General features: G+C 50.4%; 23 protein-coding genes. 6 read left to right on the top strand and 17 right to left on the bottom strand.

Going from position 1 to position 22471, the window contains the following annotated elements:
• Positions 1–306: 306 nt before the first annotated feature.
• Positions 307–516 (top strand): DUF3892 domain-containing protein, encoded by a 210-nt coding sequence (locus IMCC21906_RS03970; RefSeq protein ID WP_047011089.1) that lies wholly within the window; start codon positions 307–309, stop codon positions 514–516.
• A gap of 207 nt (positions 517–723) precedes the next feature.
• Here IMCC21906_RS03970 and IMCC21906_RS03965 read toward each other — a convergent pair whose 3' ends face one another.
• Genes IMCC21906_RS03965 through IMCC21906_RS03955 form a run of 3 tightly spaced genes read right to left on the bottom strand, consistent with a single transcriptional unit; the run spans position 724 to position 3447 of the window.
• Positions 724–2013, bottom strand: a complete 1290-nt coding sequence (locus IMCC21906_RS03965; protein WP_004574636.1) for an ISL3-like element ISPpu12 family transposase — start codon at positions 2011–2013, stop codon at positions 724–726.
• A 21-nt stretch (positions 2014–2034) separates the two neighbouring features.
• A complete protein-coding gene (gene lspA / locus IMCC21906_RS03960) occupies positions 2035–2547 on the bottom strand; it encodes a signal peptidase II (protein ID WP_004863699.1) in 513 nt (170 codons plus the stop codon).
• Positions 2548–2550: 3 nt separating this feature from the next.
• On the bottom strand, positions 2551–3447 hold the full coding sequence (locus tag IMCC21906_RS03955; RefSeq protein WP_004574643.1) for a cation transporter: 897 nt from the start codon (positions 3445–3447) through the stop codon (positions 2551–2553).
• A 95-nt stretch (positions 3448–3542) separates the two neighbouring features.
• On the opposite strand from IMCC21906_RS03955, the gene cadR reads away from it, so the two are divergent.
• The 3 genes from cadR to IMCC21906_RS03940 all read left to right on the top strand — a co-directional run bounded on the left by cadR (position 3543) and on the right by IMCC21906_RS03940 (position 5371).
• A complete protein-coding gene (gene cadR / locus IMCC21906_RS03950; RefSeq protein WP_004364961.1) occupies positions 3543–3950 on the top strand; it encodes a Cd(II)/Pb(II)-responsive transcriptional regulator in 408 nt (135 codons plus the stop codon).
• A gap of 473 nt (positions 3951–4423) precedes the next feature.
• Positions 4424–4708: a hypothetical protein gene (locus tag IMCC21906_RS03945; protein ID WP_047011088.1), complete on the top strand. Its 285-nt coding sequence runs from the start codon at positions 4424–4426 to the stop codon at positions 4706–4708.
• Between the two features lie 99 nt (positions 4709–4807).
• The gene (locus IMCC21906_RS03940) at positions 4808–5371 is read left to right on the top strand and encodes a CBS domain-containing protein (protein ID WP_047013117.1); all 564 of its coding nucleotides are present in this window, start codon (positions 4808–4810) and stop codon (positions 5369–5371) included.
• Positions 5372–5428: 57 nt separating this feature from the next.
• Here IMCC21906_RS03940 and IMCC21906_RS03935 read toward each other — a convergent pair whose 3' ends face one another.
• The 11 genes from IMCC21906_RS03935 to IMCC21906_RS03885 form a co-directional block, all read right to left on the bottom strand.
• Positions 5429–8815 carry a DUF2126 domain-containing protein gene (locus IMCC21906_RS03935; RefSeq protein ID WP_047011087.1) on the bottom strand — a complete coding sequence of 1129 codons (3387 nt, stop codon included), beginning with the start codon at positions 8813–8815 and terminating at the stop codon, positions 5429–5431.
• A 371-nt stretch (positions 8816–9186) separates the two neighbouring features.
• Complete coding sequence (locus IMCC21906_RS03930; protein WP_231580314.1) at positions 9187–10569, bottom strand: tetratricopeptide repeat protein; 1383 nt, start codon at positions 10567–10569, stop codon at positions 9187–9189.
• The gene (locus IMCC21906_RS03925; RefSeq protein WP_047011086.1) at positions 10566–11165 is read right to left on the bottom strand and encodes an energy transducer TonB; all 600 of its coding nucleotides are present in this window, start codon (positions 11163–11165) and stop codon (positions 10566–10568) included. The genes IMCC21906_RS03930 and IMCC21906_RS03925 overlap by 4 nt, the downstream gene beginning before the upstream one ends.
• Positions 11166–11171: 6 nt before the next feature.
• On the bottom strand, positions 11172–11579 hold the full coding sequence (locus IMCC21906_RS03920) for a biopolymer transporter ExbD (RefSeq protein ID WP_047011085.1): 408 nt from the start codon (positions 11577–11579) through the stop codon (positions 11172–11174).
• A gap of 10 nt (positions 11580–11589) precedes the next feature.
• Positions 11590–12117 carry a MotA/TolQ/ExbB proton channel family protein gene (locus tag IMCC21906_RS03915; protein WP_047011084.1) on the bottom strand — a complete coding sequence of 176 codons (528 nt, stop codon included), beginning with the start codon at positions 12115–12117 and terminating at the stop codon, positions 11590–11592.
• Positions 12118–12123: 6 nt separating this feature from the next.
• Positions 12124–13512: a MotA/TolQ/ExbB proton channel family protein gene (locus IMCC21906_RS03910; RefSeq protein WP_047011083.1), complete on the bottom strand. Its 1389-nt coding sequence runs from the start codon at positions 13510–13512 to the stop codon at positions 12124–12126.
• Positions 13512–14345, bottom strand: a complete 834-nt coding sequence (locus IMCC21906_RS03905; RefSeq protein WP_047011082.1) for a DUF3450 domain-containing protein — start codon at positions 14343–14345, stop codon at positions 13512–13514. The genes IMCC21906_RS03910 and IMCC21906_RS03905 overlap by 1 nt, the downstream gene beginning before the upstream one ends.
• Before the next feature lie 306 nt (positions 14346–14651).
• Positions 14652–15188, bottom strand: coding sequence for a dihydrofolate reductase (locus tag IMCC21906_RS03900; protein ID WP_047011081.1), 537 nt, complete (start codon positions 15186–15188; stop codon positions 14652–14654).
• Positions 15185–16024: a thymidylate synthase gene (locus tag IMCC21906_RS03895; protein ID WP_047011080.1), complete on the bottom strand. Its 840-nt coding sequence runs from the start codon at positions 16022–16024 to the stop codon at positions 15185–15187. The genes IMCC21906_RS03900 and IMCC21906_RS03895 overlap by 4 nt, the downstream gene beginning before the upstream one ends.
• Before the next feature lie 4 nt (positions 16025–16028).
• Positions 16029–16829, bottom strand: coding sequence for a prolipoprotein diacylglyceryl transferase (gene lgt / locus IMCC21906_RS03890; protein WP_047011079.1), 801 nt, complete (start codon positions 16827–16829; stop codon positions 16029–16031).
• 5 nt (positions 16830–16834) lie between these two features.
• Positions 16835–17629 (bottom strand): sulfite exporter TauE/SafE family protein, encoded by a 795-nt coding sequence (locus tag IMCC21906_RS03885; RefSeq protein WP_231580313.1) that lies wholly within the window; start codon positions 17627–17629, stop codon positions 16835–16837.
• A 61-nt stretch (positions 17630–17690) separates the two neighbouring features.
• On the opposite strand from IMCC21906_RS03885, the gene IMCC21906_RS03880 reads away from it, so the two are divergent.
• The gene (locus tag IMCC21906_RS03880; protein ID WP_052763353.1) at positions 17691–18428 is read left to right on the top strand and encodes an NRDE family protein; all 738 of its coding nucleotides are present in this window, start codon (positions 17691–17693) and stop codon (positions 18426–18428) included.
• Here the strand turns inward: IMCC21906_RS03880 and ptsP are convergent.
• Together ptsP and rppH are read right to left on the bottom strand one after the other, a co-directional pair.
• The gene (gene ptsP, locus IMCC21906_RS03875; protein ID WP_047013114.1) at positions 18425–20692 is read right to left on the bottom strand and encodes a phosphoenolpyruvate--protein phosphotransferase; all 2268 of its coding nucleotides are present in this window, start codon (positions 20690–20692) and stop codon (positions 18425–18427) included. The two genes, IMCC21906_RS03880 and ptsP, sit on opposite strands and share 4 nt — an antisense overlap.
• Positions 20692–21195: an RNA pyrophosphohydrolase gene (rppH, locus tag IMCC21906_RS03870; protein ID WP_047011077.1), complete on the bottom strand. Its 504-nt coding sequence runs from the start codon at positions 21193–21195 to the stop codon at positions 20692–20694. Before rppH ends, ptsP begins: the two co-directional genes overlap by 1 nt.
• A gap of 163 nt (positions 21196–21358) precedes the next feature.
• Here rppH and IMCC21906_RS03865 point away from each other — a divergent pair, with 163 nt between their 5' ends.
• Positions 21359–22012 carry an HAD family phosphatase gene (locus IMCC21906_RS03865; RefSeq protein WP_047013113.1) on the top strand — a complete coding sequence of 218 codons (654 nt, stop codon included), beginning with the start codon at positions 21359–21361 and terminating at the stop codon, positions 22010–22012.
• A 72-nt stretch (positions 22013–22084) separates the two neighbouring features.
• Here the strand turns inward: IMCC21906_RS03865 and gcvH are convergent, their stop codons facing one another.
• Positions 22085–22471 carry a glycine cleavage system protein GcvH gene (gene gcvH / locus IMCC21906_RS03860; RefSeq protein WP_047011076.1) on the bottom strand — a complete coding sequence of 129 codons (387 nt, stop codon included), beginning with the start codon at positions 22469–22471 and terminating at the stop codon, positions 22085–22087.

Below are 22471 nucleotides of genomic sequence, written 5' to 3'. Positions count from 1 at the left end.
CCAGCGTCAAGACTTGACTCTTCAGGTTGAGCCTTCTGCCGATTTTCTCTTTCGAAACTTAAGGCTACCAACCATGACGAGATATATTGTAAATCGAAACCCCCAACCCACTGGCGAACACGAAGTCCATCGTGATGATGGGACCTGCCCCCACCCTCCTAACCCAGAGAACCGTGAGAAGATTGGTTATTTCAACCACTGCTCTGAAGCTCTCCGAGCAGCCAGGCTCAAGTGGTCAAAGGACCGGTTCGACGGTTGCATTCACTGCGCCAATGCGTGCCATTCTCGATAGGGAGACCACCAGCCATGACTAGAATCAAAGGTCGCAACGATGGCCCCGGTGGCCGCAATGAACACTACGACATCGGCCAGCGTAAAAAAGTGCCAAGAAGTCAGGTGGTGCGAGAAATTGAGAAAGGCAACCATTCAGGCGCTCACGTCGTTGAAGTCAACGGTCGAAAATACGCCAGAGACAATCCTGACCACTCACGAAGTGACAATGTAAATCGTCGATAACCTTCCTTACGAGGGGAGAAATCCCCTCTTCTTTCTAAACCACACCTACCAGACGAATCAGGACCAACCTCCAGAGATCAATATTTTTTGCGAGATATTTTTCTGGAGCCAGAAGTACACTACACAGCCCCCACCCCCCACAATTTTTCGGGTATACGGATTTAATGGTTGATGGGGCACCTTCACCCCATCAATCTGATACCACCCTCAGATGGTTGATAGATCGACTCCGTAGTTGAGTTCCTCTGCGAAGTCCGGCAGTCCGTAACCGATGGTTTTCTTGTAGAAAGGAGAGACCTTCGCAGTCGGTGCCTTCTTCTTGTGCTTCGTGGTGTAGAGCATTCGTGCCCGCATCACCTCGAAGGAGTAACCGCGCCCTTCACGGTTCTTGTCCTTGGCCAGTCGGTTGATGGACTCCGTGTAAGCGTTGGTGACGGGCATGTCCGTCTCGAAGTAGGTCATGGTCTCTTCGCGCCAGTTTCCCACTGCCCTGACCAGATCGCTCCAGACTTCCTTTTGGCCCTTCGGGATGGTGGCTATCCACTCGTCCAGGGCGGCTTCTGCCTGGAGCCGTGTGGTGGCGTCCCAGATGCCGTAGAAGCGCTCCTTGTGCTCGTAGGCGGCCAGCAGTTGCGGGAACGCGCCTGTCCAGGTCTCCATGATGAGGCGCTCCCGGTCTGAGACTTCGTGAGCGCGTTTCAGCAGGATTTTCCGGTCTCCCTTGAGAGTCCGGCTCTGGGACGGTTTCAGCTCCTTTCTGAGGCCCTTGCGCACTCTCTCTAGGGCATCGTTGGCCATGCGCACCACATGGAACTTATCGACCACGATACGGGCCTGGGGCAGCACAGCCTTGACCGCTGCCCGGTAGGGGTTCCACATGTCCATGCTGACGATCTCGACCTTCTGCCGGTCTTTCAGCTTCATCAGGTAGTTGGTCACCACGTCCTGGCGGCGGGTGGCCAGCAGGTCGAGCAGGGTTCGCTCCTCAATGTTGGTCAGAATGCAGCGGTAGCGCTTGTTCAGGTATAGCTCGTCAATGCCCAGGATGCGGGGCGTCTCGAAGCGGTGCCAGCGCCCCAGGAACTCGGCGCGGGCGTTGAAGATGTCGCGCACCGTCTTCTCGTCCAGGCCGGTCTGTGCCGCCACAAAGGTGTAGGGGTGGTTGAAGGATTCCTTCTCCACGTACTCATGCAGCCGCAGTGTCATACGGAATCCGTCCACCATCTCCGGTAGCTGGGGCCTGAATGTTGTCTTGCAGGCCCGGCAGGTGTATCGGCGGCGGACCACCCAGAGAGTGACCCGCTTGCCGTGGATGGGCAGATCACGATAGGGAACGTCACGCTTGCCGAACCGTACGAACTCACCCTGCACGCCGCATTCCTCGCAGGCGATGGGATCGGGCACGTCCACCTGGAAGTGCATTTCGTCGTCGGTTGATTTGCAGCCCAGTACTTGGTATTGCGGCAGGTGAAGGATGTTGTCGGGAAGTTCGGTCATGGTGTTGTATAGGCGTAGGTGTCAGTCAGATCCATCCGGCTCGGCATTGGTGTTTGCTTTTTTACCCAACAAGCTGCTGGAAACGAAAAGTAAGGCACCGAGGACAATTGCAATATCAGCCAGGTTGAAGGCCGGCCAATGCCAGTCTCGCCAATAGAAATCAAAGGAATCCACAACATAGCCGCGAAAGACCCGGTCAATCAGATTGCCCATGGCGCCACCGAGGATAAGACTGTAAGCGATGGCTTCTCCTTTATGACGATTTTCAAGGATCAGCTTGATCAGAAAAATCGAGACCACTACCGCGATTCCGATAAAAAAGTAGCGCTGCCAGCCTCCACCATTCGCAAAAAGACTGAATGCGGCACCGGTGTTCCATAGGTGCACCCAGTTAAAGAACGGGGTCACCGAAACATACTCGCCATAGGCCATTGATTGCTGCACCAGCCACTTTACAGCCTGATCAGACGCTGCCAGCAGGCCCGATATGGACAATAGGGCATACGGCGAGAGCTTTTTGCCAATAATGAGCATTATTTAACCCTTCAACGCCAAAATGCGTCTGGCACCGTTAAGTACAATGCCCCCCGCGATGGTGCCGATAATCAGATCCGGATAATTGGAACCGGTCCACGCGACCAGGGCGCCGGCGGTGATGACCCCCAGGTTGATCACCACGTCGTTGGCCGAGAATATCCAGCTTGCCTTCATGTGCGCCCCGCCTTCCCGATGTTTGGATATGAGCAGCAGACAACTGGTATTGGCAATCAATGCGACGAATGCGATAGCCATCATCACCAGCGATTCAGGCTCACTACCGAATACAAAGCGTCTCACCACCTCTACGAGCACGCCCACAGCCAAGATCAGTTGCAGTACACCAGCAAGATGCGCGGCACGTACCTGCATTTTCACGCTATGTCCAACCGCATAAAGGGCAAGCCCGTACACCGCCGCATCGGCAAAATTGTCCAGGGATTCTCCAATCAGGCCGGTGGACTGGGCGATCAGACCGGCAGTCATTTCCACCACGAACAGAAGTGCATTGATGCCGAGCAACCAGCGCAGGGTCCCGGATTCTTGCTTAGCAGAAGCTGCCGAAAACTCGGCGGCCTTGATGGTCTCCGGATTTGCAGCGACGGTTTCCTGAAGCGAGGCGCCTAGCCCCAAGGTCTTCAGTTTCGAGGTGACGGGCTCGACCTCGCCGTCATGCACGACCTTCAGCCGGCGGTTCGACAAGTCGAAGGACAGCGCCCGAATCTCCTCAAAGCCGTTCAGGGCTAGGCGAATCATTCGTTCTTCTGATGGACAGTCCATCTTCGGCACGGCATAAACACTGACCCATCTCCCTGGCGCCTCGGAGGAGGCCTGTATATCGGTATCCGCTGCGGACGTTGCATCACCGCCACAGGCGCCACCACAGGATTTGCTCATGATACGACTCCACTTGAACAATGTTGTGGTACCATTTAAAACTATAAAGCTACTATAAGGTCAATAGAGTAAAGAATCCGTTGGGGAGGAGGCTGATGCGCATTGGTCAGTTGGCGCAGTTGGTAGGGGTCGAAACACAGACGATCCGCTTCTATGAACAGCAGGGCTTGTTGCCGCCGCCTGATCGGCAGGACAACGGTTACCGTGTCTATACCGAGAAGCATGGTGAGGGGCTGGCCTTCATCCGTCGCTGCAGAATCCTGGGCCTGTCACTGGCTGAGATTCACGAACTACAGAGCTATCAGGACGACCCTCATCAGCCTTGTACCGCCGTCAACGCCTTGCTCGATGATCACATCTCTCATGTGCGGTCGCAGATAACCGCTCTGCAAGCGCTTGAGAAACAACTCGTTTCACTGAGAGCGAGTTGCAACGATGACCGGGAAGTTGAGGCGTGTGGGGTTCTTGCTGGAATTAGCGAAGGAAACATGCACCAGCAGTAGGTGAAGCATCAACCAGATAATCCGATGAGATGCCGGTCTGTCTCACTCTCATGCAAAGGTAAGATCAACCATTTAATCCGCTTACCCAATTTTTCTAAGGCCGGCTGCGAATAGGCACATTTCATCTGTTAGACTGAAGGGGACCAGTGAGGCCTGCTACTGGGAAATAGAAAGTCTACGTGATCCGTCTACGTGAACTTTGACAGGCATGAAAATTCCAACAACTGCAGGCATTACAGAGACTTGAACGTAGTATTGAAAATCCTCGTGTCGGTGGTTCGATTCCGCCTCTGGGCACCATCTATTTCCCTAGTTTTTTGACCTTTTTACGCGTCAGCACTCATTCACACCATTAACTCACTAATCTACTCATCAAGCACTCCAAAATACTTGCGCCCGCATTTTGCGTGTTGCATGCCTCAAAAATCGGTATATCATCAATAGAGACCCAAAAGAACAAACGAGGATTTATCTTGTTTAAAATTGGATTACATCTACTGTTGCTGATTGCCTGTAGCGCAAGCCTTGCTTACGCAGGCAACGGCAAAGATGTGTCCGGGAAATTTGCGGTCAAAGCCGATCATGTCCAAAGCAGCCTGCTACCTGGAATTGATAATGACCCAGATAGTGAGGAAGCCTCCGCTTCGACCAAACTCGGCTCTTCCCCAGCAATAGACTATGTCACTAACAGTGACGCCTACCTTTCTCCCAAAGTTGCCCCCACCCGCATTGGGTCTATTCGGGCTCCGCCTCTTTAAGCTGACAGACGATTTCTTTTATTCCCTTACTCACAGCTGGCTAACCCATGGCTGGAAGTAATGTGTGTAACCAAAGAATTACTCGCTTTTGAGGCAATTATGAAAAATATCGCACTGTACGATGCCGACCAGGTAGACCACTTGGTATGGCCCGAAAACGTTCAAGACATTACTGCAGACTCACCTGCCATATCGGTGTTTACCGACTTCCACCACTACGAACCACTGGTCATTGATGCCGATACACTGGCGCTAGATGCAGAACAAATGATGAAGCGGTCTCATGTTCGGCTAAAGCTTGTCATTGATCGGGATGCAGAATGTGTTGGTGTCATTGCCCTTGAAGACCTTAGTGATAGTGAAGTTATTAAGAAAGTCGCCAACGGCTTTGTCCGGAAAGAACTACGCGTATCAGACATGATGCGGCGTAAACAGGACTTGAAGGTTTTCCATTACGACGACTTGGAGCGCATGAATGTAGAACAAGTGCTAAATGTCCTTAAGCAATACGGGCATCAGCACTGCTTAGTTGTAGAACATGCCCACCACCAGATTCGGGGGATTATCTCTGCTAGTGATATTGCCAGAAAATTAAAAATTGCGATTTCCATTCAGCAGCCACCCAAATTTGCTGAACTCTATTTGGCGGCAATTCATCGTTAAAATTTACGCACTATCACCCTAAGGTGATAGTGCGTAATCTCTCTACATCCTCGCCTGTCAACCAATCCAGTTTGCCTGACGGCGCAAGTCCAAAGTATGCGGATACTCGCCTGGAGACTCTTCTTTAGGCGGCTCCATTGGCCTGGGTGGCTCAGAGAAAAATTCTCTTATCGCATCCTGATCTGGACGGGGCGTGTACGAACCCGGTGTATGTCCTAAGGTTTCAAAGCGGTTCACACGGCGAGATTCAGCTTCAAAGGCATTAACAGGAAATGTTTCGTAGCTACGACCGCCAGGATGGGAAACATGGTAGCTACAACCGCCAATGGATCGGCCATTCCATGTATCAATCAAATCAAACACCAAGGGCGTTTGCACACCGATACTGGGGTGAAGCGCTGACGGCGGCGCCCAGGCTTTGTAACGTACACCGGCAACATGTTCGCCATGGCGCCCTGTTTTTCGCAGTGGGACTCGACGGCCGTTACAGGCTAGCACATAGCGGTTATCTGTTAAGCCAGAGACTTTTACTTGCAAGCGTTCAACCGATGAGTCGACATAGCGGGCCGTGCCAAAGCTCCCTACCTCTTCGCCCAACACATGCCAAGGCTCTATTGCCCAGCGTAATTCCAGTTCAATCTCATCCAGCTTAACCCGGCCATAATGCGGAAAACGGAATTCTTCAAACGGTAACAGCCATTCCAGTTTAAAGTCGTAGCCATGTGCTTGGAGGTCATCTGTGACTTCTTTCATATCCTGCCAAAGATAATGGGGCAGCATAAATTTATCGTGCAATGCAGTGCCCCATCGCACCAGTGGTTTTTTGTAAGGCTCCTTCCAAAACCTTGCGAGTAATGCTCGAATTAAAAGTGCTTGCACCAAAGCCATTCGGCTATGGGGCGGCATTTCAAAGCCCCTAAATTCTAAGATACCTAAACGGCCACTAGCCGTACCGGGTGCAAATAACTTATCTATACAGAATTCAGCGCGATGGGTATTCCCTGTTAAATCAATTAACAAGTTGCGCATCAAACGATCAACCAACCAAGGCTGATCAGATAATCCCTCCGGCATTTGCTGAAACGCAATTTCCATCTCATACAGCATTTCGTCTCGCCCTTCGTCTGAGCGAGGCGCCTGACTAGTTGGGCCTATAAACGCGCTAGAGAAGATATAAGAAAGACTAGGATGATGCTGCCAGAACGTCACTAAACTACGCAGTAAATCTGGCCGACGAAGAATGGGGCTATCTGCAGGGGTCGATGCGCCAAGGGTGATATGGTTACCACCGCCTGTACCGGTATGGCGGCCGTCTAACATGAACTTTTCTGCCGCCAAGCGACATTCGCGAGCCGCACCGTACAACTCAGTTGTAGTGCTTACAAGTTGCCGCCAAGAAGACGATGGGTGAACATTCACCTCAATAACACCTGGGTCTGGCGTCACGAGAAGTTTTTCCATGCGCGCATCACGAGGTGGCTCATACCCCTCAAGAATTACCGGCAACTCTAATTCTTCCGCGACATCTTCAATGGCCGCAACCAGCATGACATAGCTTTCTAAATCATAAACCGGCGGCATAAATATATGGACTTTGCCGCCCCGCGCTTCGATACACATCGAGGTGCGAATAATCTCTCGCCACTCTTTGCGCACCTCGCTTTTTTCTGATGTTGATTTTTTCTTGGCCTTAATTTGAGGCTGCTGTATTTGGGGAGTCATTGGCGATGCAGCGGGCAAAGGAAACTGGTATTCCTCCCTTGCCTGCAGAGCCTCTCTTTGCTCAAAAGGATCACGTTCCACAGTGACTTCATGCTCACTGGCAGGCGGCAAATCCCCCAAAGGCAAACGCAGTCCCATGGGCGAATCACCAGGAATCAGTATTATTCGCTCGCGCTTTAACTCCCACACACTACTCTGCCAACCAGCGGCTTTGTCACTCCATTCCAATGGAATTACAAAACCGGTGGGTTTATTCAAGCCCTTTTCTAACAACCGCGCCAACCGCCGCCGCCCCAAGTCATCGTGAATTTTGGCTGCGAGCACATCAATATTTTCGGGGATTTTCTGTTCTTGCAGAAGATAGTAAAGAGCATCTTCGTAGGCAGCTTGCACATACTGCTTTTCCAAACCCAGCATAGACGCCAAAGCACAAGAGAAGCGCTGGGCATCATCAACTTTATGCCCGTAATCCTCATCTATCCGGCCCAACCACTTCGGATTACGCCACAATGGTTCACCATCTTTTCGCCAATATAAGCCCAATGCCCAGCGTGGCACTTCTTCGCCGGGATACCACTTACCTTGGCCGTAATGAAGCAGCCCTTTAGGCGCAAAGTGATCTCTAAGACGCAGCAACAGCGACTTAGCCAGCCGAAGTTTGTCGGTGCCAAGTGCGCCAGTATTCCACTGCTCAGACTCCATGTCGTCGATTGACACAAAGGTCGGCTCGCCACCCATTGTTAATCGAACATCAGATGCGACCAGCTCTTTATCAAGCTCATCGCCAAGCAGCAATACATCAGCCCATTGATCCTCGCTATAAGGCTTGGTGACCCGAGGATCTTCATGCACCCGCGAAACGTCATTGATATAGCCGAACTCGACTTCACACTCATCCGAAAAACCTTCAATAGGCGCAGCAGAAACCGGGTCGGGAGTACATGCTAATGGAATATGGCCTTCACTCGCGAAGAGCCCAGAGGTGGGGTCTAAGCCTATCCAACCAGCACCGGGAACAAAAATTTCACACCAGGCATGCAAGTCGGTGAAATCTTTCTCTGGCCCACTGGGCCCATCTAATGATTTTTCATCTGAGGATAATTGCACCAAATACCCGGACGCAAAACGGGCCGCCAAGCCCATATGCCGAAACAATTGCACTAACAACCATGCGGAATCCCGACAGGAGCCCAAAGCCAAGTCTAGTGTTTCTTCAGGCTTCTGGACACCGGGTTCAAAGCGAATGCAATACTCCACTTTCTTTTCGACTATCTGGTTCAACTCAACCATAAAGTCGATCATTCGACGTTTTTTGCGCGGTATCGTCTTTAGAAGTGCCTTAAACAAAGGCCCTTGAGTTTGTTTTTCAAGGTAAGGGGCTAATTCTTTCTTTAGCTGATCAGGATAAGTAAATGGAAAGTTTTCCGCGTATTCCTCAAGGAAAAAGTCGAATGGATTAATCACCGTCATATCAGCGACGACTTCGACATCGACTGAAAAACGCTTCGTTTTCTCTGGAAAAACTAAACGTGCCAAATAATTTCCAAACGCATCTTGCTGCCAGTTTATAAAATGTTCTTTTGGCTCAATTTTTAAACTATAGCTGTGAATTGGCGTTCGACTATGAGGTGCAGGCCGCAACCTTATGACGTGCGGTGAAAGCTTTACTAATCGGTCAAAATCGTAATCTGTCTTGTGATGGATCGCTATACGGATCGTCATACCGGCTCCTGCCCGAACACAAAAATACTTAACAACGGAATTGGAAATATGGGGATATCGATACCAATCGAAGTCAGCCACAGCTCCAGTGCTGCTTATTCCCTTTATGAACTTGAATGCATTTATTACGCCAATGATCAAAAAGCGTATAAACGGCAACGGGCTATAAAAGCAATGTCTTACAGATAATAGCTGTAAGCGTGATTTTCACATACAGACTTTTAAAGAAGATGACGGTTAAAGCCAACACTCGAAAGTTTCTGAGCAATAAACAATTAATATTAGACCTTCACGAACCGTGCTGAGAATACAACAGGCATAAAAAAGGCACCGTCGTGGTGCCTTATGAATCGAGTTATAAAGAAGCTGGACTAATCTTTTAACGCTTCCTGGCGAGCTAGCTCGTTTTCCATGAACTGCAACCAAGAGGAAGCATATTCCTTGGTATCGTCGCTTTTCATTGCTTCGTCAAAAGCTCTGCGAGCACCGTCGTACTTCTTGAGATTGAAACGGGCCATACCAAGTACTAAATAGGCGTTGTCCGGGCGCTTGATGTCACCTTTTTTAAAGGCATTCTGAATCGCTTCTTCAGCCTTTTCAAACTCCTCATTGTCCAGGTAGACACTACCCAAACGTGACCACAGCTCACCTTTTTCAGATTTAGACGCTGCTTTTTCCATTTCTGGAATGGCTTTCTTGATTTCCTGCGATTGACGCCAGGAGTTAGCCAACAATTCTAGATTTTTGGAGGTCGGAGGAACCTTGCCATCTTTAATGGCTTTATCCATCACCCGAGCTGCCTTATAAGGTACTTCAGACTGCAAAAATAAATAAGCCATATTAATTAGCTCTTTATCTTTCGTCAGAAGACCATCTTCATAGGCCGCTTCCATTGCAGCAGTCGCTTCAGTCTCTTTTTTCAGCTCATTGTACATAGAAGAAAGTTGTAACCAGTACGCCTTCTTCTGATAGTGCTTGAGCGTCTCTTCAAGAATCGCCACTACGCGCTTGGTGTCGCCTTTTTCGTAGTAAAGAAAACGCTGCAAACTCCACCACTGTTCTTTAGGCACTTTTCCACGCTTTTGATAGTCATCAATTGCGACTTCAATGTACTTAAGCGCTAAGTCCATTTTCTGCAGCTGATAAAAACCTTGCGACAACAGAGCATATGCGCCTGCACCTGGGTCTTCACCTAGCTGATCTTTGAACTTAAACCACTCCAAAAGGGTTTTAACACCTTTGTCGTAGTTTTCTGAAATAAAGTACAACTGCGCAATCGTGTACTTAGTGTTCAGCTCCATCGCTATGGGGATATCAGGCTGCTTTACAACGTTTTCGTATGCTTTCAACGCAAGATCGTATTTCTCTTGGGTGAAATATACAAAGGCATAGAGGTTATAAAGGTTAGCCAACTCATAGCTATTAAGGGCTTTTTTGCCTTCAGTATCACGTAGCTCATCGAGGTGTTTAATCGCGTCGTTATAACGCTTCTCCTCGGTTGCAACCTGCGCCTCGTTCAATTTTTCGAAAATTTTGGCGCGAATCGCAGGTGTTTTACGCGTTTCCTGACGTTTCTTTTCTTTCTCTTCAGCCGCGTGAGCGACGCCAGTTACGGCGTCCCCCATCATTGGCTGTAGAACGGTACTTGCAACCGGAACGGTAAGCATTGCCGCAGCACCAAGAGCTACGGAACAACCTAGCTTGACCAGCACCGGACGTAGTAACCGTCTACTCAAGTGATAATCAGTCATCATTTTTCCAACTCATAGGTAAAGCGGTTTTGAATACCAGGAACCTCTATTGGCTCCCCGTCTACAACCCGCGGCTTGTATTTAAATTTCTCTGCGGCCTTTACAGAAGCACGCTCAAAGTAACCAGAGGGGTCACAATCAACAGGAACGATGTCCCGCGTTGTGCCTGATTTAGTCACAGTGTATTCCACTGTGCAGTAACCCGTTACACCACGTGATTGTGCACGACGTGGGTAAATTGGTGCCACCTTAACAATCGGCAGGTACTCACCATCGGAAGCTGATAAACCACCCGTATCATTGGTCAACTGAAAATCCTGTGAAGGAGTCATGTTGACGGCTTCCAGATCTGGATTTGCATCATCCATATCGGGCTGGGCCATATCGGGTGGTGGCTCATCAGGCACCTTGGGTTTATCTGGTTTACTCTCTTTTCTTACGTCGATATCGGTATCCGGCATCTGAATATCGGCCAGCTTAGTCGCTGGCTTTTCGTCCAGCGTTTTATCGGCTGACTCGATCAGATATGGCATGATGATAAACAGCGCAGCTGTTACCAAAAACGCCAGTGCGGCACCGATCAGGATTCGAATGCTCATAATCGATCAGCTATCTTCCGTGGACAAAGAAACATCGTATACACCAGCCGCACGGCTAGCGTCGATAACCGAAACTACTGTTTCTGTGTTCGAAGCTATATCAGCCTGAACAACAACAGCACCTTTGGGGTTTTCAGCATGCATACGCTCAACAACGGAACGTACTGCGCGCTTATCTACCCGACGTTTATCGATCCATATTTCGTTTGTCGCGGTAACAGCAATAAGAATATTTGCATTGTCTTTCTTATTCGACGTTGACGCTTCTGGCCTGTTGACCTCCACACCCGCTTCTTTAATGAAAGATGCAGTAACAATGAAGAAAATCAGCATGATAAATACGACGTCCAACATTGGCGTCAAATCTATCTCTCCCGAGGACTCCTCGGCTCCGCCTCTCTTTTTTCTGCTCATGTTATTTCTCTTAGTGATCGGTTGTCAGATGGTCTTCCAAAAGTTCGCTTTCGCGATTCGCAATGCCTTTGATATAGGTGCTGATAAACACCCCAGACAACGCGGCAACCATACCCGCCATAGTGGGAATTGTTGCTTTTGAAACACCGCCAGCCATCGACTTAGCATCGCCGCCACCTGTTACCGCCATGATGTTAAATACTTCAATCATCCCGGTTACAGTTCCCAACAAACCCAGCAGCGGACATAGTGCCACCATGGTCTGAATCATTGGCAAGCTTGCCTCAATCTTAATAGCCACCTCGGAAATCAGCTTTTCGCGGATTTGGTGGGCATTCCAACTTTTACGTTCAGAACGACCTTCCCAGGTGTTGATTGCGGCATTTACATCTTTCGACAGCCCAAACTTGTAATACCAAACTCGCTCGATAGACAACGTCCACATCAGGAAGGTTAGGCCGGCGATGGCCCAAAGAACATCGCCGCCTGCCTCCATGAACCGACGAATGATGTCTATCCATTCATTCAGTTGGTACATGGTTTATTACCCCGCCCGTCCTTCTGTGTGCTCAGCGATAATGCCAGTGCTCTGCTCATCAAGGATGTGCATGATTTTCTTAGCACGACCACTAACAAAGGTATGCAGCAATACAGTTGGAATCGCTACAATCAGACCCAGTACGGTAGTTACCAATGCACCAGAGATACCGCCAGCCATTGCTTTAGGATCACCAGCACCGAAGATCGTGATTGCCTGGAAGGTGATGATCATACCGGTAACCGTACCAAGCAGACCCAGCAACGGCGCAACCGCAGCAATGATCTTAAGCAAGTTGAGAGAGCGCTCCAGACGTGGAGTCTCTTTCAATATGGCTTCTGACAGCTTCAGCTCAAGGGTTTCAGAATCCATGCTCGGGTTATCTTCATGAACCTTGATAACACGACCCAGACTGTTATTAGTCATGGCTTGGCTGCTCTTCAGCTGAGCACCCACTTTCATGTCTTCGATAGTCAGAACCACCAGACGCCAAATCGCAATCAGCAATGCCAAGCAACCTACTGCAGTAATGACGTAACCAACCACGCCACCTTGGTGCCAACGCTCTTTGATAGTCGGGCTATCAATTAACGCTGCCAAGTAAGAACCACCGGTAGGACCTGTGGGGTCAACACCGAAAGCTGACATACCAGAGCTTGCGCTGGCCAGTTCTTCAGCCCAGTCCATGTATGAACCAGAAGGCTGACGAGCCAGAACTTGCAATGCACCTGTTTCAGGCACGTACTGCAGGTATTCACCATTGGTGTTAACCAAGTTGAAGGTACCTATACGAACAACTGTTTGCTCTTCTTTCTTACCGTCTGCAGTCGTTACAGTGGTGTCAAATTTAACCACCTTGCCAGATTCAGTCATTTCGCGCTGAATCTCAAACCACATACGCTCGATCTCTTCTATGCTTGGCAGCTCTTCAGCGCCAGACATTTTATCGATCAACGTTGTTACGAACTCATCACGACCAGGGTATTGAACGCTGATCAACGAGTTTTGGAAGTTAGTACGCATATCACCGGCGGTAGAGGTCAAGTGACCAAACAGCTCAGTCAAGGTACCCAGACGCTCTTTTAACTGACGTTGTTTCTCAGTAAGAATCGTCTCATTTTCTTCGAAAGTAGCTTCCAGATCAGCAGAGCGCTTCTCTTCGTCTTTCAGAGTTTGCTTGCCTTTTTCCAGCATCGCTTTCTGCTCAGAACGAGCCGCGACAAAACGCTGCTCACGAGCACGCGCTTCTTTCATGTCAGTTGCATGGCCTTGTTTGACCATTTTCAACAAATCATCTAGAGACGACGCCTCATCGGCAGCCATCGCCGGCCCGGCAATCATCGCTAGAGTTCCGCTCGCCGCAATGACTGCGGCCTTGAGAAATTTGTGTTTCATTATTCTGCTGCCTCCGGAGCCGGAATCGGGAGTTTCATGATGTCAATTGAGGCCTGTTTGCGTGCAATACGCAGACCTTTTTGAATCGCACCGCGATAATCGCCTTCGTCCAGTTCAACCCAAGAGCCTTTATTTTTGTCCCAGGCACCAGACTGCTTGCCATCGGTAGTTTGATAAAGCAAACCGATACGACCGATACGCAGGAAGTTTACATCACGCTCAGAACCTTCAACTTCGGCAACACCTTTGTAGCTGTCGATTTTGCGGCCATATTCGTTTTCAATTTTGTACGCTTCCAGCACCTGACGGAATTTCTCCGCGATGGTGATATCAGAGCGATCCATGTTTTTGCGCAGGAATTCAACGCGCTTTTCACGCTCTTCTTTGTGGAAAGGTACATCCAACTCAACAAACTGCTCCAAGCCATCGATCATACGAATCAACAGTGGTGTAATTTGGCGCTGGATAATAGTGGCTTCAGAGATGGACTTGTCCAAGCTGGATATACGGCGCAACTGGCCCGCAATCTGCTTTTCCAGACGTGCGTTATAAACTCGCAGGCCATCAACTTGCTTCATGATGGTTTTATAGTCTTGCAGCAGATCTCCTGTCTCTGCTGCCAAGCGATCAATTGTCGCTTGGGATTTTTTGGCGTCAGCAACACGTCTTTCGCCAACATTTATTACGGCACCTACCGGAACTTTGGGTTTCGGTTTTGGAGCCGCAGCAGCTTCAGAATCAGCTTTTTCAGCTGAATAAACCGGCGATCCGGCCAGCAGTGCAAAAGTAGCAGCGGCCGTCAGCGCGATTGTCTTCAATCGATGCGTTTTCATGGGAATTGCTTTTCCTATTTGGGACGTTTAGTGAAAGCAGAGCTTATTATCTTCTTCGAGCCGTAACACCAGTCCGCAGACCTCGGGTTTATTACAGCGGGCCTTATTTTAATCACGTGCTCTTCAAAGAATCAACGACAAAACTAAATGTTTCGTAATCTGTACGTTAGCGAATATTTCGCGTGTAATTGAGTTACGCTCAACGAGAAAACCGGTAACAAACAGGTCTCATTCAGTAACAAATGTTTTCTTCCACAGCGCAAACTACACATTCGCAGAATAATTTTTATATGTTACAAAGAAAGGTCAGTCGCTATGTTTTCGCTGATAAGTGACAAAGCAAAAACCCGGCTGCCCTTCAGGTTTCATTGGGTAACACTGCCGGTCTTGCTCTAGCCAAGTTTTTGACTCCAACTCAGGAAACCAGGCATCACCATCAACGGATATATCGACCTCAGTCAGATAAATTCGATCCGTAAAACGGAGCATCTTCTTATAAACAGCGTCACCACCAATGATAAATACTTCATCCAGCCCCGCCGCTTTAGCCTCTTGCAGAGCTCGTTCCAAAGCGACCTCTGGCCCAGAACACACTTGCGCACCCGCCAATGCAAACCCCACTTGCCGACTGATAACAATATTGACCCGACCCGGTAGCGGTCGGCCAATGGAGTCCCATGTTTTTCGCCCCATAATGATAGGCTTGCCCATAGTCAACGCCTTAAAGCGCTTCAAATCATCAGAGAGGTGCCAAGGCAAGGTGTTATTCACACCAATAACACGCTGATTGCTCATTGCGACAATCATGGACACACGAGGCTGAGTTTCTACTACTACGCTCATATCGCTATCGGTGCTTTTATTCCTGGATGCGGCTCATAACCAAGCACATCAAAATCATCAAAATCGTAATCAAATATCGATTCCGGGCGGCGTTTAATACTTAAACGTGGCAGCGCTTTAGGCGAGCGCCGCAGCTGCTCTTCGACAATATCATCCGTCAGATGATTTAAATAAAGATGGCAGTCACCAAAGGTGTGAACAAAGTCGCCCACATCCAGGTCACACTGCTGGGCTACCATATGGGTCAACAGCGCGTAACTAGCAATATTAAAAGGCACCCCTAGAAACAAGTCAGCGCTACGTTGGTACAGCTGGCAAGACAGGCGACCATTCGCCACATAAAACTGAAACAAGGTGTGGCAAGGCGGTAACGCCGCCTTGCCATTACGCACATTATCCTGAGGCGACACTGTCTCGTCAGGTAAATCGGCCGGGTTCCAGGCATTAACCAGCAAGCGCCGAGAGTTAGGCTTACGCCTAATCATGTCAATGAGTTCGGCGATTTGATCAATCGTTGACCCATCCGGACAAGCCCAGCTACGCCACTGCTTGCCGTAAATTGGCCCAAGGTCGCCACTCTCCAGCGCCCATTCATCCCAAATACTCACGCCTTTTTCCCGCAGCCAATCGTTATCGCAACTGCCCTGAAGAAACCACAGCAACTCATAAATAATGCTGCGCAAGTGGACCTTTTTGGTCGTCAACAACGGAAACCCTTTGCTTAAGTCAAAGCGAAGCTGACGCCCAAAAACAGACCGCGTACCCACCCCGGTACGGTCGCCCTTTTCAACACCGTTATCCCGGACATCCCGAATCAAGTCTAAATACTGCTGCATACTGCTAGCCCTCACCCCTTGTTCTTGCGCGCCGATATGCGTAAATCATAAGAAGGCCACCACCAATAATCATCGGCAAACTGAGGATTTGCCCGCGGGTAAGCCATCCCATCGCATCAAAACCAATATGCCGATCCGGCTCCCGAAAAAACTCCACAAAAAAGCGGAAGCTACCGTAGCACAGAAGAAACAAACCACCCGGCGCTAACCGTGGCCGCTGCTTGCGGGTATATAAAAACACGATCACAAACAGCAGCACTCCCTCAAGGGCAAACTGATAGAGCTGCGACGGGTGCCGAGCCAGGCCCAAGGGATCGCGGGGAAACACCATCGCCCAAGGCACATCGCTGGGGCGACCCCATAATTCCTGGCCAATAAAATTCCCTACGCGACCCAAACCAAGCCCAATAGGTGCGAGGGGCACAATAAAATCCCACACTGACGCGATAGGCGCGTTAATCCGCCGAGCGTAGAGAGCGACCGCCACAATTACCCCAAGCAGGCCACCATGAAAGGCCATGCCGCCTTCCCATACGCGAAACAACCACAGGGGATCGTCCAGAAACTGCGGGAAATTGTAAAACAGTACATAACCAAAGCGACCGCCCAGCACCACCCCCACCGCGCCGTAAAAAACCAGATCTTCAATCTGATCTGCACGAATGGGGCTCCAAGGCTGGCGAGTCCTGAGCTTCGCAACATACCAAGCCGCGGCAAAGCCAGCCAGATACATTAGCCCATACCAGTGCACCGACAATGGCCCCAAAGAAAATGCCACCGGATCTATATTTGGGTGCACCAACATGCCACCTACGCTCCCCAGAAAAAGAAAATACCAACGATAAACAAGAAGCCGGAAAATATACGCTTGAGCATCAGCGATGACAAACGCTGAGCAAGCCTCGCACCAAGCTTAGCGAAGGGCACACTAAAAACGACAATCCCGATAAAAGCCGGCCAATATACAAAGCCGGTACTATACGCGGGTAGCCGAGCATCGCCCACGCCTAGCAAAATATTACTTACCATCCCCGCTACCGCAATGGGCAAGCCGCAGGCCGCAGCAGTTGCCACAGCACGTTGCATGCGCACATTGCAAAAGCTTAAAAACGGCACCGTCAGCGAGCCGCCACCAATGCCAAACAAAGCCGACACATAACCAATTACCAGTCCCGCCATTGAAAGCTCCGTACGCCCAGGCAAGACCCTGGACGCTGGTGGCGACAATTGCGCCGCCATTTGAATGGCCACGGCAACAGCAAAAATGCCAAACGCCAGCTTAAGCGTAGCCGCCGGCAACGCGGCGACGGTATTTACCCCAAACACCACACCAAGAACAATGCCTGGCGTCAACGCCATCCAAACCCGCCAGTCAACATTACCGAGTTTGTGATGCGCCCGCACCGAACTCATTGATGTCACCACAATCGTGGCAAGGGACGTCCCAATGGCTAAGGGCATCAACACCGACTCAGACACGCTAAGCGCTGAAAAACACACCACCAACGCGGGAACAATAACCAAACCGCCGCCGACCCCAAACAAACCCGCCGACAAACCCGCTGCCATTCCAATCAGAGGATAAAGCCACAAACTTACTAACAAATTACACCGCGCAAAGCTGCTATTATGACCAGCCCAAGCTAGAAACGACAGCTCATTTCCTATGTGTTTAATACTCTTGTCATGGCAGCCCGAGGCAAATCATAAACTCGTGGTTGCTGCCAATAGAGACGAGCATTTCGCCCGCCCCAGCGAAACAGCGCATTTCTGGCCGGATGCGCCCGCTATCTTTGCAGGCCGCGACCAAGAATTTGGTGGCACGTGGATGGGGTTAAGCCGCAATGGTCGCTTTGCCGCCGTCACCAATTTGCGCCAGCAAAGCGAATTAGGCAAAATGAGTCGCGGCAATTTAGTTCGGGATTTTCTGCAAGATACACGCTCGGCGACGGTATTCTTTGATGAACTTGAAAATCAAAAGCGCAATTACCGCCCCTTTAATCTAGTCGCCAGCGACGGCAAGCAACTGTTTCTCACCGACAATGTCAGCCCCGGCTGGGTAAGCCTCGCCCCCGGCACCCACGCTATTGGCAACCTGCCCATAAGCACCCCCAGCATTAAACGAGAAAAAGGACTCACAGACTTTGAACAATGCCTAGGGCAACAACTTGATGCAACATCGTTACTGGCAATGCTAACAGACAGCGCGGTTAGCGAGCCCGACAACAATCTGCTTTATCAGGAATTATCTCGGCGCTTTGTGTCGATGAAGGAATACGGTACGCGATCGTGCAGCGTGGTTTTTCAACAGCAAAATGGCGACAGTGACTTTTGGGAGCAGAACTTTGACGCCCAGCAATCTGCATTGCCGCTGCGGCATCACCATATTACAGCCGACAATTAATTCCCCTCAAGGGGCTGTAGCAAGCGCTCCATTCCCGCTTCCGACATAGCCGCCCGCAACAAAGATTTCACTTCATCAGCAGACTCAGCCGCCATAGCGGCCTCCAGCAAAGGCGGCAAATCAGCAAAACGGGCACTGCGAATAACGGCTTTCACTTTGAGCAAGCTGCTATCATTCATTGATAGCATGTCGTACCCCATCGCCATCAACAGCAACACCGCGCCAGGATCCCCCGCCAGCTCGCCGCAAATGCCCACAGGCTTGCCTTCCAGATGCGCAGACTCCACAACGGACTGCAAACTGTGCAACACCGCTGGATGAAACGCATGGTACAAGTCCGCCACCCGAGTATTGTTTCGATCTACCGCCAGCAGGTACTGGGTCAAGTCATTACTGCCCACCGACAAAAAGTCGACTCGGCGAGCCAACTGCCGGGACTGCTGAACAGCAGCGGGAACTTCCACCATTACGCCAATTGGCGGCAAAGAGATACTAAGCCCCTCTTCCAACAGCTCGTTATGGGCTCGATTTATCAGCTTTAGCGCCTCATCCACTTCCTGCACATTGCTGATCATTGGCAGCATAATACGCAGATTGTTCAAGCCCTCACTGGCTTTTAGCATGGCGCGAACTTGCACCAGGAAAATCTCTGGATGGTCCAAGGTAACCCGAATACCCCGCCACCCTAAAAACGGATTTTCTTCTTCAATAGGGAAATAGGGCAGAGACTTATCGCCACCGATATCCAGCGTACGCATAGTGACTGGTAGCGGTGCAAAAGCCAGCAGCTGCTCACGATAAATGGCCCGCTGCTCCTCTTCACTGGGAAAGCGCTCCCGCAGCAAAAAGGGAATTTCGGTTCGGTACAGGCCAACCCCTTCAGCACCACGGTCAAGAGAGCGAGCAACATCCGCGATCAAACCGGTGTTCACCCACAGCGGCACCCGATGACCATCCAGGGTTTCGCTGGGCAGGTCTCGCAGTGCTTCCAAGCCCTGAGTCAGGGCCTGATCCTCTTCCGACACCGCCTTGAAATGATCAAACAGCTCTTGGGACGGGTTGTAATGAACAGCGCCGTTATAGCCGTCCACTACCAAGGTCGCATTCTCTATCTGTGTATAGGGAAGATCACTGGCCCCCATAACGGTTGGGATTCCCATTGCTCTGGCGAGTATCGCCACATGGGAATTACTCGAACCTTTCACCGACACCATGCCGACCAATTTCTCTCTAGGCACCTCACCCAGCATCGACGCAGTGAGCTCTTCACCGACCAAAATGGTGTGATCTGGGTATTCCACAGGCTCGACACTGGAGGTTTGCAGGTAGCTCAGCACCCTGCGACCCAAGTCTTTGATATCTGTCGCCCGTTCTTTGAAATAGGCGTCATCCATCATCTCAAAGGTACGAACATGGCTGGACATGACTTGGCTCAGCGCCCCCTGAGCCCACTCGCCATCCCGAATAATCTTGTTAACTTCAGAAATCCAAGCGCTATCGTCCAGCAAGCGAAGATACACGTCGAACAGCGCATGCTCCTCTGGAGAAAGCTGACTAAACAAACGCTCGCTTAACAGACGAACATCTTCCCGCACAGTCTCCAGGGCACTACTAAAGGCGGCTAATTCAGACTCTACGTCATCGGCGGCGCGACGCGGCACCGAGTTCAGGTCTGCCAGCGGCACAACCACGACCGCTCGCCCCATTCCAATACCCGAGGCGCCAGCAATACCCTTAAAACTGGCCGAAGAACTAACCGCATTTTTTGCTGCCGCAATCGAACCTGTCGCGCGAGCATGGGCGATAACCCCGGCCAACTGGGCCGACATGGTTACTAAAAAGGCCTCTTCATCTTCATCAAAACGGCGGCTGTCTTTTTGCTGCACCACCAACACACCCAGCACTTTACGCTGGTGAATAATTGGCGCCCCCAAAAATGAGTGATACTGCTCTTCACCAATACCCGGCAAATAGAGGAAGTTGGGGTGCTTTTCGGCATGATCGAGATTTAACGGCTCTTCTCGACGCGCCACCTGGCCAACCAGGCCCTCGTCCGGGCTCAAGCTGATTTTGCCAATTAACTTGGGGTTCAAACCTTGGTTAGCCATAAAGATAAGGCGGCCTGATTCAGGATCGCGCAGATAGACGGTACAAACCTCAGTATTCATCACCTCGGCAATACGGCCGACAATAATATCAAGCGCTGTCTGCAAATCGCCGGCAGAATTAACCGCCTGCACGATGCTGCGAAGTGCCTCCAACATCATCGAAAATCACCTGCATAATCACGTACCAGGCGCACATGACGCGGCGCCAGCTCTTTCATGGCTCGACGATACACTTCGCGTTTAAAGGCCACTACTTGACCAAGGGGATACCAATAGCTCACCCACTGCCAGTGATCAAACTCCGGCTTGTCACCACAATGAAAACAGACTTTATTTTCATCTGCTCGCATTTGCAGAAGAAACCATTTTTGTTTTTGGCCGATACACAGCGGCTTATTTTCTTTGCGGATCAAGCGATTAGGAAGGCGATAACGCAGCCACCCACGGGTACATGCCAGCATTTCAACATCGGCTTCTCGCAGGCCCACTTCTTCGTACAGCTCACGGTAAAGCGCCTGCTCAGGCGTTTCGCCTTGATGGATCCCACCCTGGGGGAACTGCCAAGCATTTTGACCCACCCGGCGCGCCCACAGCACCTGACCGTGCTCGTTGGCGAGCACGATACCAACATTTGGGCGAAAGCCGTCTGAATCAATCACTTGCCATACCTACTTAAAGAATCAAATATTTATTTAAACAAGCCCTACAAAGCTTGTTCAGTCATTGTTCCACAAATCCTTCGGTCTGGGAATTCGCGCTTTGCAGATGCTAAACTCTGCCACGCTCTACACCCAGTCCACACAATTTAAAGAAGACCCTCCCATGGCTTTGGCGATATTTGATCTCGACAACACCTTGCTCGGTGGCGACAGTGACCACGCTTGGGGCGAATTTTTAGTCGAACAACAACTGGTCGACGTTGAATACTATCGCCAAAAAAACGATGAATTTTATCGTCAGTACTGCGAAGGCGGACTCGATATAGACGCTTACCTTCGTTTTGCCCTCCAGCCATTAAAAGGCAAAACACCCGCCGAACTGGCACCTCTGCACCAACAATTTATGCAGTCACATATTCAGCCATTGATGCTGCCTAAAGCAATAGCACTCATAGAGAAGCACCGCGCAGCTGGCGACCGACTACTCATCATTACCGCCACCAACAGTTTTATCACCACGCCTATTGCCAAGGCACTGGGTATTGAAGAACTGATGGCCAGTGATGCAGAGCTCATTCAAGGCCAATATACCGGTGCACCCAGCGGTATACCCTGCTTTCAAGAGGGCAAGGTCGTACGACTTAAAGAATGGCTGCAACACAACAAGGAATCACTCGTTGGCAGTTATTTTTATAGTGACTCGCATAATGACCTGCCGCTGTTAAAACAAGTCGAGACCCCGGTTGCAGTCGACCCCGATGACCGGCTGCGAGCCTATGCCGAACAACACAACTGGCAAATTCTCAGTTTGCGCTAACAAAAACCCGGGCTACAGCTAAAAAAATACCCGGCTAAAAAACCGGGTATTTATACATTCTAGTAAGCAGGTTTAGCCCTCAGCTTGGGCATCGTACTCCTCAGAATCCAGCAAGTTTTCCAATTCCGCTACCGCACTTGGTTGAATTTTAAAAAACCAACCATCGCTATAGGGATATTCATTCACGGTTTCTGGCGAATCCTCAAGATCCTCATTCACCGCAATCACTTCACCACTAACCGGGGCATAAATATCCGACGCGGCTTTTACCGACTCGACCACAGCTACCTCGGCCCCGGCACTGACCTCTGAGCCAACCTCAGGTAACTCAATAAATACCACATCACCCAAAGCATCCTGGGCGTGATCGGTAATACCCACCGTCACTGTGCCATCCGCCTCCAGGCGCGCCCACTCGTGAGTGCTGGCGTATTTCAATTCGCTTGGGGTGTTACTCAT

This window comes from Spongiibacter sp. IMCC21906, from assembly GCF_001010805.1.
Lineage (GTDB): Bacteria > Pseudomonadota > Gammaproteobacteria > Pseudomonadales > Spongiibacteraceae > Spongiibacter.
The sequence above is the reverse complement of the archived record's forward strand: the minus strand, read 5'-3'. Positions and strand labels throughout refer to the sequence as shown.

Bases quoted from the DNA above. Each gene is read 5' to 3' on its own strand.
- IMCC21906_RS03970 (WP_047011089.1), top strand. From the start codon at position 307: ATGACTAGAATCAAAGGTCGCAACGATGGCCCCGGTGGCCGCAATGAA.
- IMCC21906_RS03965 (WP_004574636.1), bottom strand. From the start codon at position 2,013: ATGACCGAACTTCCCGACAACATCCTTCACCTGCCGCAATACCAAGTA.
- lspA (WP_004863699.1), bottom strand. From the start codon at position 2,547: ATGCTCATTATTGGCAAAAAGCTCTCGCCGTATGCCCTATTGTCCATA.
- IMCC21906_RS03955 (WP_004574643.1), bottom strand. From the start codon at position 3,447: ATGAGCAAATCCTGTGGTGGCGCCTGTGGCGGTGATGCAACGTCCGCA.
- cadR (WP_004364961.1), top strand. From the start codon at position 3,543: ATGCGCATTGGTCAGTTGGCGCAGTTGGTAGGGGTCGAAACACAGACG.
- IMCC21906_RS03940 (WP_047013117.1), top strand. From the start codon at position 4,808: ATGAAAAATATCGCACTGTACGATGCCGACCAGGTAGACCACTTGGTA.
- IMCC21906_RS03935 (WP_047011087.1), bottom strand. From the start codon at position 8,815: ATGACGATCCGTATAGCGATCCATCACAAGACAGATTACGATTTTGAC.
- IMCC21906_RS03930 (WP_231580314.1), bottom strand. From the start codon at position 10,569: ATGATGACTGATTATCACTTGAGTAGACGGTTACTACGTCCGGTGCTG.
- IMCC21906_RS03925 (WP_047011086.1), bottom strand. From the start codon at position 11,165: ATGAGCATTCGAATCCTGATCGGTGCCGCACTGGCGTTTTTGGTAACA.
- IMCC21906_RS03920 (WP_047011085.1), bottom strand. From the start codon at position 11,579: ATGAGCAGAAAAAAGAGAGGCGGAGCCGAGGAGTCCTCGGGAGAGATA.
- IMCC21906_RS03915 (WP_047011084.1), bottom strand. From the start codon at position 12,117: ATGTACCAACTGAATGAATGGATAGACATCATTCGTCGGTTCATGGAG.
- IMCC21906_RS03910 (WP_047011083.1), bottom strand. From the start codon at position 13,512: ATGAAACACAAATTTCTCAAGGCCGCAGTCATTGCGGCGAGCGGAACT.
- IMCC21906_RS03905 (WP_047011082.1), bottom strand. From the start codon at position 14,345: ATGAAAACGCATCGATTGAAGACAATCGCGCTGACGGCCGCTGCTACT.
- IMCC21906_RS03900 (WP_047011081.1), bottom strand. From the start codon at position 15,188: ATGAGCGTAGTAGTAGAAACTCAGCCTCGTGTGTCCATGATTGTCGCA.
- IMCC21906_RS03895 (WP_047011080.1), bottom strand. From the start codon at position 16,024: ATGCAGCAGTATTTAGACTTGATTCGGGATGTCCGGGATAACGGTGTT.
- lgt (WP_047011079.1), bottom strand. From the start codon at position 16,829: ATGTTGGTGCACCCAAATATAGATCCGGTGGCATTTTCTTTGGGGCCA.
- IMCC21906_RS03880 (WP_052763353.1), top strand. From the start codon at position 17,691: ATGTGTTTAATACTCTTGTCATGGCAGCCCGAGGCAAATCATAAACTC.
- ptsP (WP_047013114.1), bottom strand. From the start codon at position 20,692: ATGTTGGAGGCACTTCGCAGCATCGTGCAGGCGGTTAATTCTGCCGGC.
- IMCC21906_RS03865 (WP_047013113.1), top strand. From the start codon at position 21,359: ATGGCTTTGGCGATATTTGATCTCGACAACACCTTGCTCGGTGGCGAC.
- gcvH (WP_047011076.1), bottom strand. From the start codon at position 22,471: ATGAGTAACACCCCAAGCGAATTGAAATACGCCAGCACTCACGAGTGG.